Raw genomic sequence first — 12,544 nt, 5'->3', positions numbered from 1 at the left:
TTAGCCTAATCAAGCATTTCAGATAAAGGGTTAAAATCTATTTTATATTCTTCCTTAAAAACACGAAAAATATAACGAGTTCGATTTCCAACTAACAACCCTATTATTTCATAATCAAAGTTTTTCTTGTTTAAATAATTTTCAATTTCAATTATTGTTTCTGTGCGTGTTTTAGGAATAATAAATGCAATAATTCCCCCTGGATTCAGATGAGACCATCCTTCTTGAATCATTTGTAGAATAAAACATTCTCCTGCATTTCCTTTACTTACTAATTCATGATTTTTACCTCCCCAAATAACCTTTGGAGATAATATTTTATCATAATATGGGGGATTTGAAACAATATAATCGACTTTAAGATCTTTTGGAATAACTGAATTAATTATTCCACCCTTTGAAAGAAATAACTTTATTTTTTTTCCCAATTTATTCTTTTGAATGTTTTTCTTTGCTATTTTGAAATATTCACTATCAATTTCAGTTGCAAAAACATTGCAGTTAAAGTGTTTGGCAGCTAGCATTGCAATAATTGCACTTGCACCAGTTCCGATTTCCAATAGAGAGTGTTCTAATTTGTTTTTCTCTCTCGAGGAAGGTTCATTTGTCTTTTTATAATTAATTACGTGTTTTAAAAAATTATAACGCATTACAGGAGTTGGAATGATTGCATTAGGAGAAAATTCAATATCCAATTGAAATAAATCTTGAGCGATGTATCGGTTGTACAAGAGTAATAATTCCCTATTTTCGTTATCAATACGTGGAGGGTTCTGAGATTTTAAAAATGGGATTAAGTCTGGATGTTTTTTAATTGCTTGCGATGTTGGGTAACCAGTTTTTATTCTTAATAAAGGTATTCCTAAAGGATTAAATGATGTTTTATGTTCAAGATTGGTTGTTAAATGTTCCTTTTTTGCATTTTTTGCATTTTTTGTATTTTTTGTATTTTTCATATTTTTCATATTTTTATTTTTTTTCTAATATATTCGATTCTTTTTCGTTATTCATAAAAATACGATATGTAAAAAAAAAATTCTTTGTAATATTTATATAGATGTATTCCCATATCGTGAATAATGTTAGAAAATGAAATATATGATATAGGGAATGATTTCAAAATTTTATGTTCCAAATTATCATCTAAAACACAACATAAACTTATTCGTGAGTTTAAATTAAAGAAATCATCTAATCGATTTAAAAGTATTCTTACAATTCTTCAAAATAATGCTGAAAAGTTTCTTAACGATAAATCGACTTTATCTTATCATGATGGAGTGTGCTTAGTTAGAGCTGCAATTCGATTAAGCTTAACCATTAATGACGCTAATTGGATAAGTAAAATTAAATTCAACGACATTTTTTGTATCTCTTCTCAAATTGGGATTGATAATAAACCTTCTTTTAAAGAAAAATGGGAAATTATTCAAGAATTCTTTTTACATTTCGATTATACAATAGACCCTGAAAAAGAAGTAATTGAAATGTCCAAATTTTTAACAAGTGCTTTCTATTTATATTCTTTAGGATTTTTCGATGAAATAGCCAGTTTAGTTGAAAGAGCAAAAGAGGTTTATAATAAAAATCCAAATGATCGACTTTTAACTTTTAATTATGCTCTATTTTTGAATTATTATTCTTGGGTTCTAAGAGAAAAAGGAAGAATTGATGAAGCAAAATTATATTCCACAAAAGTGTTAAGTATTTTAAAAGAATTAAAGAGTCAAATATTGGTTATGATATATACAAATTTAATGGGTGCATTTTTCCTACATTTGGGAGAAACCGAGAAAGCGCTATCATATTTTAAGACAACTAAAAGAATCAGAGATGATTGGAATGATTATAATGGTATTTTCATCATATTAACTAATATTGGCTCAACCTTGCAATATCAAGGTAAATATAAAGAAGCAATTGAAATTTTAGAAAAAGCTTATCAAATTGGTACTGATTTATTTAATAAACAAATATTAGGTCAAATCAATTTCTCAATAATGTTGAATAATCTTTCTGAAGCTTACTTTTATAATGGAGATCTTAATTCAGCTTTTAATTATATTCAAAAAGCAGTCAATTACTTAAATCCAGCTCAAAATACAACATATGTATATACAGAAATAAAAAGAAATTATTTTGAAATATTATTTGAAAAACAGGATTATGAGCCAGCAAAAAAAATTTTGGACGATTTTTCTCAAATACTATCAAAGAAGAAATTTGATCATATTTTAATCGCATATAATTATGGAATGGCGAGAATAAATTGGATTGAGGGAAAATTCACTGATGCAAATAATTATTATATGAATGCTTTAGATTATGCCATTCGTTCTAAAGATTTTAATTCTCAATTAAAGATCCAATTACGATTAGCTGAATTGTATTTTACCGAATTCAGCAAAAATAGTAATATTGTTGCTTTAATTAAGGTTAGGAATTTTCTAGAAAATCTTATTTTTGCCGCAAAAGAACAAAATTTCTTATATCTTCAATGTCGTTGCTTAATATTAAAAGCAAATATTGAATTGATTCAAGATAATTATTCTGAAGCTGTAAGAATATTAAAGAATGCTTTAAATTTTACAGATGAACATCAAAAAGAACATGAAATAATCATAAAAAAAATTACAGAAATTGAAAAAATCCGACAAGAAAATATATTATCAACTAATGATCATAAATCTCTTTTAGATGAATCACTTCTTCAATTAAATAATTCAATGAAATTCTCGTTTAATCGAGCTCCAAAGAAAATTGATATAAAAACATTTGGACTTATGATTATCGATAGTGCAGGTTTACCTGTATATACTCATTTTTTGGAAGATGAATTGAAAAAGGAAGATATAATAATTTCTGGATTGATTTCTGCAATTAATTCTTTCTCTCAGAATGTTTTAAAAGAAAAAGAAATTGGTGCTTTGAAATCAATACAGCATGAGAATATAAATATTTTATTAGAAAATCAAAATGAACGGTTAATTGTTTTAATTGCTAATAAAGATTCTTTTATTTTAAGAAATAAAATGCTTCAATTTAGTTTTCAAGCTAATATTATCAAACCACAAAAATTAGTGTTTGATTTAAACTCAAAGAAAAAAGAACTAGATGCTCTTTTTAATGAAATCTTTAAAAAATAACTAATCAGATAATATTTACTAAGAAAATCATAATGATGATTGAGAAAATTACTATGTCATTTTTAACTAACAATATTTACTTTGTAATTTCTTCAATCATTCAATTAAAATAAAATTAGGAAACATTTTTCTAATAGGTTGGTAAGGACATTTCATTAGTATTCCGGATTTTAGAGATACTTCAAATGATTTAATATTTAAATTTCTACATATGCATGTTATTTTTACATGATTTTTTTCTGTTAAGCTAATTGATTTAGCATAATTGCATTTCCCACATGGAATTAATTCACCAAGCAAATCTTTCATCCCTGCATCTTGGATTGTGAATTCCCTCATATTTTTTATCGTTTTCTCTCCTCCCTAAAAAATCTGATAAAAAAAATGTAAAAAAAAAAGAAATAGAATCAAAATGTATGAAGATTTTTTTCTATAGGTGTAAAGTAAACAATAAGATACGGAATTAGTACATCAAAGATTGTTTGTAGTGTGTTGATAAAAACAACAGTAACTATGACGGCAACTGTTCCATTAATTTGCTCCATATTCAGCCATTTTAAGGTCATATAATCTAATGCAGAAAACATATATTTCAGAATAAGATAATTTAATACGACCATTAATAACGTCCGTATTACCCAAGCAATAATCATGGGAGGAAAGTAATTTTTTGGCTTTTTTAAATGTTCATGGGTTAAGGATTTATTATGGATTCTAAGCCAAAAATATGGCAATATAATAAACCAAATAGTGCTGAGAAATTTCATAGTAGGGCCAATCCAAATAGTTGGATCGAATGGAATTAACCCAATTGTTCCAATAATTGTTGTAATTAGTCCTACTCTGACACCGAATATTAAAAAAGCAGCAATCCAGATAAGAGACACTGGATCAAACCATGCAATGTACCATCCAGGTATACGTGGAATGAATGTTGCTGTATAGGATAAAGCAATCGATAATGCACCAAAAATAGCTGCTCCAGCAATTTCAATTGTAAGGCTTTTTTTAGAATTTGATTCAACTTTACGTTCTAGAAGCGTATCAGATGAAATTTTATCAATAGACATTTTTTCAAATGAGGTCATAAGAATTTTCCTGTCTTTGAATTATATACAGACAAGTAACTGTGGGAAGAACTATATTTTAATTTTACCCATTATTGATATGGCTTTACCCATATTTGGGTAATTTGATATAATTTGTATTTCATTTACTTTATTATTTTTAATTATGAAAATTTTATCGTTTATTATTAAGAGCTGATGGATAAATTATTGAGAAGTACTTGATTTAAATCTTAATGTATTCACCTGGAGTGTTATTATTTTAGTTCTTTCAGACAAAATGGGAAAATTATTTGAAAGAATAAAAAAATTGGGATTATAAAAGCATTCTATTAATTATTTTTTTCTTTTGGTTCACGAAATCCATTAAATATTAAAATATATCCAATAATCATGATAATTCGTGCAATTACAACTAATGAAATGAGTGAAGATGGAAGAATTGCATCTAATATTGAAGCAATTGCAAATAGTGCCCATCCAATTGCCAAAAAGGTCATATGTTGGATATTACTTGAAGGGGAATTATTGCGTTTTAACTTTCGTCGTAGTATAAAGAAGCCTCCACTTTGTACAAATAATAAGCTTAAGATATAGATCCCTGTTATCACTAATACGACTGAACCTAGAGATATCTCCAACATTTCATCTGAATTTGGCGTGCTTGGAATAAACATTGGGGCTGGAAAGAAAAATATGCAGATCCAATAAATAACCCATAAAATTCCTAAAACATATTGCACCCATTTTCGCCATTCAGGTTTGAATATGGAGAACCCAAGAGAGAGTGCTAAAAATGTTGCAACGGGAATTAATGTATAGGACAGCTGCCCAAATAAAATGGGATTAATATCATTATTTGTGATAAGGAAAGTAAGAAAATTTACTACTGTTCCTAAGTAAAATAATCCAGAGCAAAATCCGAGTAAGGCAACAGAAGGGAGGAGCTTTTTTCGTTTTTTAAAATAAAGGTATGTAAAAAGTACTCCAAAATATACGCCCGTTAATAGGACGCCGATTGCGCTGATCCCATTTAACCAATTATTAAGTGATACCATAATTCTCTGATATATAATTTCACAACTCACATATATGAAAGTTATCATGAAAATCTAAAATAATGGAGTTTTAATAACAATATTGAGAAAAAAATAAAAAATTCTATCTTTTAGGAGTGCACAAGTAAAGATTTTTTTAGAATAACATGTAAATTTCTTGATTCTTAATAACAATCATTTTTCCATTAGATTAAAAAAAAATATCCTTATATTTCGTTCTACTTATGTTACAAAATCTAAATATTGAACTTATTCGTACATAATAATTTCTGACATTTATCAATGAAATTACAAATGTTATAATTTTTTTGTTCCGATATAAGCATCCATACATAACGGTAAATGAAAACACTTTTTAGTATCTTTAATGGAGAGTATTTTGGTGAATTACTTCTTTTTTTTCCAATTTTTTGTATAACACTGAAGTAAATTCAATTATTATATGAAGGTAACTAAAATGGGAAATGGATTAATGGGCAAAATATATCGAATTAATCTTTCAAATAAGTCTGTAGCGCTTGAAGATGTACCTCTTGAAATTTTTCAACAATTTTGGGGAGGTGCAGGTTTAGGAACGAAATTTATTTGGGAACATGTAAAGAAGTTGGAATCTAATGGTATTAGTTTGAAAGATTTTGACGCTTTTTCACCAGACAACTTGATATTCTTTGGAACTGGACCAGGAACAGGAATTACCGGATTTCCAAGTCCTGGGCGTCATCATGTAATGACTTTAAAATCTCCCTTAACAGGTTCAATCGGATCTTCAAATTCAGGGGGAAAATTTGGTGCATTTTTGAAAAAGGCTGGAATTGATGGAATTATTATTGAAGGAAAAGCTGATTCGCCAGTGTACTTAGAAGCAATCAATGGAACCGTACAGATTAAAGATGCAAGTTCTTTATGGGGTAAAACTGTATTTGAAACCAATGATGAACTTTTGAAAGAATATGAAAATGTAGGTTTTAAGATAAGCATTGCATGTATCGGACCTCCAGGAGAGAAACTCTCACCAATTGCTTGTATTGTGAATGATGCACATAGAGCTGCTGGCAGAACTGGTGTAGGGGCAGTTATGGGTTCTAAGAATTTAAAAGCCATTGTTACTGGGGGAAATCAGAAAGTTGAAGTTGCAGATCAAGAAAAGTTTAAAGAGATATCCAAATCTCTACTTGCAAAAATGAAAGAAAATGGAGTCACAGGTACTGGCTTACCCACATATGGAACTGCAGTTTTGGTAAATATTGTTAACAATATCGGCTCACTTCCTGAAAAAAATTGGCAATTTGCTTATAACGAAAACGCAGAAAAAATTAGTGGAGAAACCCTTACTGAAAAATATCTACGTAAGCGAAATCCGTGTTGGGGTTGCACTATTGCGTGTGGACGAGCTTCTAAAGTTGATGAGGGGCCGTTTAAAATTGCAGAAACTGAAGGACCAGAATATGAATCCATTTGGGCTTTTGGTAGTTCTTGTGGTGTTTATGATATGCCTGCTATAATTATGGCGAATCATATATGCGATGAATATGGTCTTGATACAATTTCTGCAGGATCTACAGTCGCAGCAGCAATGGAACTTGCAACAAAAGGATTTATTCCAGCAGATGATTATGCTGGTTTGGATCTTAAATTTGGAAATGGTCAAGGTTTAGTTGACGCAATCAAGTTGATGGGTAAAGGAGTAGGTTTTGGTCAAAAATTGTATATGGGTTCATATCACTTAGCAAATTCCTACGGTCATCCTGAATTAAGTATGACTGCCAAAAAGCTCGAAATGCCAGCATATGATCCGAGAGGAATCAAAGGAATTGGCTTAAATTATGCTACAGCTAATCGGGGAGGTTGCCATGTCACAGGTTATACTGTAAGCCCTGAAGTTGTTGGATTACCTGAGCAAATTGATCGTTTAGATTATAAAGTGAAACCCAATTGGGTGAAGATTTTCCAAGATTTTACCGCTGCTGTTAATAGTACTGTGAATTGCTTATTTACTACATTTGCTTTAGGTACTGACGATTTTGCAGCACTTATGAGTGTTGTGACGGGTTGGGATGTCAAACCTGAAACAGTTTTGACAGTTGGCGAACGTATTTACAATCTCCAACGTGTTATCATGGAAAAACTTGGAATTATCAATCAAGACTTTTTGCCTAAACGATTGTCTGAAGAATCCATTCCCGAAGGTCCATCGAAGGGCGAATTGTTTAAATTGGATGAAATGCTTAAGGAATATTATAATTTACGCGGTTGGGATGACCGTGGTGTACCAAAACCAGAAAAATTGGCTGAATTAGGAATTAAGTAATCATTTGCTATCGCATATAGATCTTAATCCTTTTCTTTTTTTATTACGTTTTATTAGGTCAGTTATCTGATGAATTCGTTCTCTTTGAAAACCTTACAAATTGAGATCACTACTAAATGCAATTTTGATTGTGCTATGTGCCTACATTCTCAAAATTCGCTTGAAAGAAATGAGATATCAGTCGACTTATTTAAAAAAATTGCTAAAGAAGTATTTTCAGGATTAGATCATCTTATTTTGTATGGTGTTGGTGAACCACTTACACATTCAAATTTTCTTAAACTTTTGGAGATATCACGTATTTATCTTCCTCCTCATGCAAAGATTGAATTTACTAGTAATGGATCTTTATTGGCAGCAGACTTTCTTGAAGAGATATTAAAATACAAGGTAGATCGAATAATTATTTCACTTGATTCTCCATTTTTAGCCAAGAGTAGTAAAATACGAGAAGGGTTCAATCCAGAAGTATTTAAAAATTTAAAGGTTTTAGCTGAAGCATATCAAGCCAGAAAAATTCCCAATCTTGCAATTGAAACGGTTATATCTAACCAAAATCTGTATGATCTTTCATATTTGGTTGAATTTTGTGCAGAGATAGGAATTCCAAAAATATTTTTATCCCATCTTCTTCCTTACACTGTTGAAATGGAAAAAGATTCTCTATTTCTTCCTATTTCTGCTGATGCATTTGATTTATTAAATAACGTTGGAGAATTAGGTTGGGAAATATTAAATCAAGTAATTCTTACCCCTAATTATCATAAATTTATAAATACTGAGCATAATTCTCAAATCCAGCAAATGTTAAATTCTATTTCTGAAGCTCAGATAAATAATATTGATTTTGATTTACAAAAAATTATGGATGTTATTCAAAAGAAGCAAACGATTAAAAATGCTCAACATGTTTTTAAAGAAATCTCTAAATTAGCAGAGAAAAATCATATTCTTATAGATTTACCTCCACTTTTTGCAGAATCCACTCAGCGAGAATGTCCGTTTGCAGCTCGTGATGGATTATTTATTTCATTTGATGGAAATGTTATTCCATGCTATAATTTTGGCCATGAACATAAAGTTGTGATAAATCATCATGAACGATTAGTAAAACCCTATATTCTGGGAAATCTTACTAATCCAAATACTTCTTTCAAAGACATTTTGCAGTCAAGCAAAGTAAAACAGATTCATTCTGTTTTAAATTGTATTTCCAGTCAGGTACCATTCTGTGGAGATTGTGTATATTCCACTCAAAATTGTTATTATATTACCGATAATTCAAGCGATTGTTATGGAAATACTCCTGGTTGTAATGAATGCCTTTATAGTGTTGGATTTGTTAAATGCTTATTTGATATTTAATTTAATCTATTAAATTGATATAAATTAATGATTAGAGTTATATATTATATACTATATTACGATTGTATCTTAAATTTGAAGAATTTAATTGAATGAATGATAAAAAATGGATTCTAAAGTAGATGAAAAAATAAATGAAAAAGTTTCAGTCGAAGTTCGAGTTTTTGCAAATCTACGCCCATTGACAAAATTCAAAAAGCGTATTTATTCTGTTCCAAAAGGAATCACGATAAGAGAGTTATTAGATGAGATCTCACAATCAATTCTTTATAATCGAGAATTTTTAGAAGAGACAATTGATTTTTCAACTCAACCTGAACAGTTAAAAAAATATGTTAAAATTATTTTAAACGGCCGTATTTTATTCACAGAATTTGCATTGACAACCCAAATTGAAGAGAATCCGTCAGTTGTAGCAATTTTTCCTCCAATTGGAGGTGGTTAAATAATTTTTTATTAATTAAAGCCATTCTGGACATCAGAATTTAAATATTCAATTTACTTAATCAAATTTTTTTCACCATTAATTTCTTAAAGAATGCTTTATAGAAAATATATAAGAATGCGATTCGATTCTAATGTTTACCAAGAAATAATCATGGGAAGCATGTGGGATATGCAAATGATGTCTCAGATGCCATCAGCCATGATGTTGAAGTCCATGTTAATGGCAATGGCATAAGTAAACAAGATTCGATCGCTCTCTCTCTTCTTTTGTGATTGTGTTTGAACACAGAAAATATCGCCGATGAGAATTGGGCGATAGAATCTGTTATCTATGTATTGTTATTCAATTTCTTGTAGTAACATACGTTTAGAACTACAAATAGTTCTGAAATATTTCGATAGCATTTTGATTTAAGAAATACATAATATTAGAAAAAAATATCACAAATAGAAGGAGAAAAAAGAATGAGTCAAGATCCTAAAAAGAAAAATTCTGAATATATGAAAGAAAAACATTTTCCAGTAACTATAACTTCAGATCTTGAGCAGAAATTGAATGTTGCAATTATTGGTTGCACTGGATTAGTTGGACAATCTATTGTTGAAGCTTTAATTAACCATCCTTGGTTTAAAATTTCTTCGCTTCATGGTTTTGGGACAGTAGGAAAAAAATATAAATATGCACGACGAACAACTTCAAGTTTTAGTTTGCCATCTGAAATTGGTGAAATGATCGTAAAATCACTCGATGATATTAAAAAAGATGAAATTGATATAATATTTTCTGCAGTTCCTTCAGAATTTGCCGCAAAACTTGAACCTATATTGGCACGCGACTATCCTGTGTTTTCAACGGCATCATGGGCGCGTTATAAACCAGAGATACCGATATTTTTACCTATTGTTAATGGCTCTCACTTTGAAGTATTTGAAATACAGAAGCACATCCATGATTCACAAGGTTTTGTTTGTCCGGGTCCAAATTGTACTACAGTTGGTCTTGCAATTGGGCTATATCCTATTTTTCGTAAATTTGGGTTGGAATCTGTGAATGTAGTTTCAATGCAAGCTATTAGTGGAGCAGGATATGCTGGTGTGAGTGCATATGATATAATAGGCAATATTATTCCATACATTCCTGAAGAAGAAAGGAAAGTCAATTATGAAATAAAAAAAATATTTGCACAAATTAATAGCATTGAATTTCAAGGAAATAAAAATAATCTTTCAGAAAATTCCATTTTCGTTTATCCCAAATTTAAAATTGATTCTAAATGCAATAGGGTTCCAGTTTTAGAGGGGCATTTATTATCTGTTTTCTTCCAAACTAAAATTCAGTGCTCTGAATTAGAAATTCGCCAAGCATTTAATGAGTTTAATAAAAATAGAGAAAAAAGCAGTATTGGTGGTCTAAATCTCCCTAATTATCCCAAAGAGCCCATTTATCTCTTTTCGTCTAGTGAAAAAGATAGGCCTCAACCAAGAATAGATTTAGCAGATCCGTCTTTAGGTATGATTACATTTATTGGGGGATTAGGGCCCACTAATTTTGAAAAAGGATTTAAAATGACGATTTTATCGCATAACACAGAATTAGGTGCAGGTAGAGGTGCTGTACTTAATGCAGAATATCTTTATGCTAAAGGGACGATAGGGAGGAAAAGCTGATGAATGAACAAGAAAATCCTAATAAAGTATTTATTATGAAATTTGGTGGGTCGTGTTTAACTAAACCTGATGATTTTAAACAGATTGAAAGCATTATTCGATCGCATTATCAACAAAGTACCATTCCAATTTCTATTATTTTAGTCGTTTCTGCATTGAAAGGAGTTACTGACTTGTTGATTGAAGTAACCAAATTAGCAAGTAAAGGATGTGGGCATGATGTAATTTCTCATTTAAAACAAATCGAAGAAATTCATGAAGAGTATATTGATTTATTATTTGAAGAAAATTTTAAAGTAACTAACAGTGCTAAAGGAGAACTACAACTGATATTACACCAACTTTCAAAAGTTTTGGAAGAAGTGGAAGAATTTGGAATTATTCCTTATTTTATTGACTATGTAATGTCATTTGGTGAAAAACTCTGCGCTACTTTGGTTAATTTATATTTAAAACAAGAAAATTTTACTTCATCGGTATTTTTTGGTGAAGAATTAATCATTACAAACAGTGAGTATAATAAAGCCATACCTAATCTTCAACACACTCGAGCTCGTATTAACCAAAAAATAATTCCTTTACTTAAAAATAATCGAAATCATCAAGTTATTGTAATCACTGGTTTTATTGGTCGAAATGAAATTGGTTATACGACTACATTAGGAAGAGGTGGAAGTGATTTTACTGCAACAATCATTGCCCGTATGCTTTTTGATTTGAATCTATTTCATGACGGAAGAATAATTCTTTGGAAAGATGTGCCTGGTGTACTTTCTGGTAATCCTAAATATATTCAAGATCCACATCTAATTCAAAAACTCAACTATAAAGAAGCAAAAGAAATTGCTGTTCTTGGAGCTAAAATTCTACATCCCAAATGTATAAGCATTATTGAAGACCAAAAGATTCCCATTGAAATTCGTCATTTTCATCTACCTGAGAATTCAAATTTTACCTATATTTCATCACAAAGCATGGAAATTCCTATAAAAGGGATTGAAATAACAAATTCTTCTAACTTAATAATTCTTAAATCCCCATTTTTATTCCAAGAATCTACTTTCTTAATGGAATTATTCTTATATTTCAATAAAAAAAATTGGCACATTTCACTCTTTCAGAAAACATTTTCCCAAAATAGATTATTATTATGTTCTAAAGATTCAAATATTGGGGAAAAATTAGAAGAATTTTGTCATAATTCACAGATACAAAGTGAATGGTTAAAAATTAACATAATATCAGTTGGAATTATTACTATCATAACTGAATCTTTTTACCAATCTGAAATTATCTCTAAGATTGGACAAATTCTAAAAAGGAATGGAATTCAAATTCACGGAATTTTACAAGATTATAATGGAATAACTGTTTCGATCGTTCTTAATCGCAAATTTATTCCAATGGTGGCAAATGAAATAAATTTGATTTTTTCTGATGAATGCAATAAAGATAATAATAGTAAAAAGAATGTGGAGGAATAAA

At 29.6% G+C, this 12,544-nt stretch carries 10 protein-coding genes; 6 read left to right on the top strand and 4 right to left on the bottom strand.

Annotated features, from left to right (window positions below; translation table 11 throughout):
* Positions 1-5: 5 nt before the first annotated feature.
* Complete coding sequence (locus ACXLDF_RS01445; RefSeq protein WP_457556709.1) at positions 6-956, bottom strand: RlmF-related methyltransferase; 951 nt, start codon at positions 954-956, stop codon at positions 6-8.
* Positions 957-1,079: 123 nt separating this feature from the next.
* On the opposite strand from ACXLDF_RS01445, the gene ACXLDF_RS01440 reads away from it, so the two are divergent.
* Positions 1,080-3,146, top strand: coding sequence for a tetratricopeptide repeat protein (locus tag ACXLDF_RS01440; RefSeq protein ID WP_457556708.1), 2,067 nt, complete (start codon positions 1,080-1,082; stop codon positions 3,144-3,146).
* Positions 3,147-3,242: 96 nt separating this feature from the next.
* On the opposite strand, the gene ACXLDF_RS01435 is transcribed toward ACXLDF_RS01440, so the two are convergent.
* The 3 genes from ACXLDF_RS01435 to ACXLDF_RS01425 form a co-directional block, all read right to left on the bottom strand.
* Positions 3,243-3,485 (bottom strand): hypothetical protein, encoded by a 243-nt coding sequence (locus ACXLDF_RS01435; protein WP_457556707.1) that lies wholly within the window; start codon positions 3,483-3,485, stop codon positions 3,243-3,245.
* A 68-nt stretch (positions 3,486-3,553) separates the two neighbouring features.
* On the bottom strand, positions 3,554-4,234 hold the full coding sequence (locus ACXLDF_RS01430) for a hypothetical protein (protein WP_457556706.1): 681 nt from the start codon (positions 4,232-4,234) through the stop codon (positions 3,554-3,556).
* A gap of 311 nt (positions 4,235-4,545) precedes the next feature.
* Complete coding sequence (locus tag ACXLDF_RS01425) at positions 4,546-5,271, bottom strand: hypothetical protein (protein ID WP_457556705.1); 726 nt, start codon at positions 5,269-5,271, stop codon at positions 4,546-4,548.
* A 442-nt stretch (positions 5,272-5,713) separates the two neighbouring features.
* On the opposite strand from ACXLDF_RS01425, the gene ACXLDF_RS01420 reads away from it, so the two are divergent.
* The 5 genes from ACXLDF_RS01420 (at position 5,714) to ACXLDF_RS01400 (ending at position 12,543) form a co-directional block, all read left to right on the top strand.
* A complete protein-coding gene (locus ACXLDF_RS01420; RefSeq protein WP_457556704.1) occupies positions 5,714-7,579 on the top strand; it encodes an aldehyde ferredoxin oxidoreductase family protein in 1,866 nt (621 codons plus the stop codon).
* A 69-nt stretch (positions 7,580-7,648) separates the two neighbouring features.
* Complete coding sequence (locus tag ACXLDF_RS01415; protein WP_457556703.1) at positions 7,649-8,944, top strand: radical SAM protein; 1,296 nt, start codon at positions 7,649-7,651, stop codon at positions 8,942-8,944.
* A 106-nt stretch (positions 8,945-9,050) separates the two neighbouring features.
* Positions 9,051-9,389: a MoaD/ThiS family protein gene (locus ACXLDF_RS01410; protein ID WP_457556702.1), complete on the top strand. Its 339-nt coding sequence runs from the start codon at positions 9,051-9,053 to the stop codon at positions 9,387-9,389.
* Between the two features lie 467 nt (positions 9,390-9,856).
* Positions 9,857-11,059 carry an aspartate-semialdehyde dehydrogenase gene (locus tag ACXLDF_RS01405; protein ID WP_457556701.1) on the top strand — a complete coding sequence of 401 codons (1,203 nt, stop codon included), beginning with the start codon at positions 9,857-9,859 and terminating at the stop codon, positions 11,057-11,059.
* Positions 11,059-12,543 carry an aspartate kinase gene (locus ACXLDF_RS01400; protein WP_457556700.1) on the top strand — a complete coding sequence of 495 codons (1,485 nt, stop codon included), beginning with the start codon at positions 11,059-11,061 and terminating at the stop codon, positions 12,541-12,543. The genes ACXLDF_RS01405 and ACXLDF_RS01400 overlap by 1 nt, the downstream gene beginning before the upstream one ends.
* Position 12,544: the final 1 nt, after the last annotated feature.

The organism is Candidatus Harpocratesius sp. (assembly GCF_054039255.1).
Note: the sequence above shows the minus strand (reverse complement) of the source record. Positions and strands in the feature narration are given on the sequence as shown.

Bases quoted from the DNA above. Each gene is read 5' to 3' on its own strand.
- ACXLDF_RS01445 (WP_457556709.1), bottom strand. From the start codon at position 956: ATGAAAAATACAAAAAATACAAAAAATGCAAAAAATGCAAAAAAGGAA.
- ACXLDF_RS01440 (WP_457556708.1), top strand. From the start codon at position 1,080: ATGTTAGAAAATGAAATATATGATATAGGGAATGATTTCAAAATTTTA.
- ACXLDF_RS01435 (WP_457556707.1), bottom strand. From the start codon at position 3,485: ATGAGGGAATTCACAATCCAAGATGCAGGGATGAAAGATTTGCTTGGT.
- ACXLDF_RS01430 (WP_457556706.1), bottom strand. From the start codon at position 4,234: ATGACCTCATTTGAAAAAATGTCTATTGATAAAATTTCATCTGATACG.
- ACXLDF_RS01425 (WP_457556705.1), bottom strand. From the start codon at position 5,271: ATGGTATCACTTAATAATTGGTTAAATGGGATCAGCGCAATCGGCGTC.
- ACXLDF_RS01420 (WP_457556704.1), top strand. From the start codon at position 5,714: ATGAAGGTAACTAAAATGGGAAATGGATTAATGGGCAAAATATATCGA.
- ACXLDF_RS01415 (WP_457556703.1), top strand. From the start codon at position 7,649: ATGAATTCGTTCTCTTTGAAAACCTTACAAATTGAGATCACTACTAAA.
- ACXLDF_RS01410 (WP_457556702.1), top strand. From the start codon at position 9,051: ATGGATTCTAAAGTAGATGAAAAAATAAATGAAAAAGTTTCAGTCGAA.
- ACXLDF_RS01405 (WP_457556701.1), top strand. From the start codon at position 9,857: ATGAGTCAAGATCCTAAAAAGAAAAATTCTGAATATATGAAAGAAAAA.
- ACXLDF_RS01400 (WP_457556700.1), top strand. From the start codon at position 11,059: ATGAATGAACAAGAAAATCCTAATAAAGTATTTATTATGAAATTTGGT.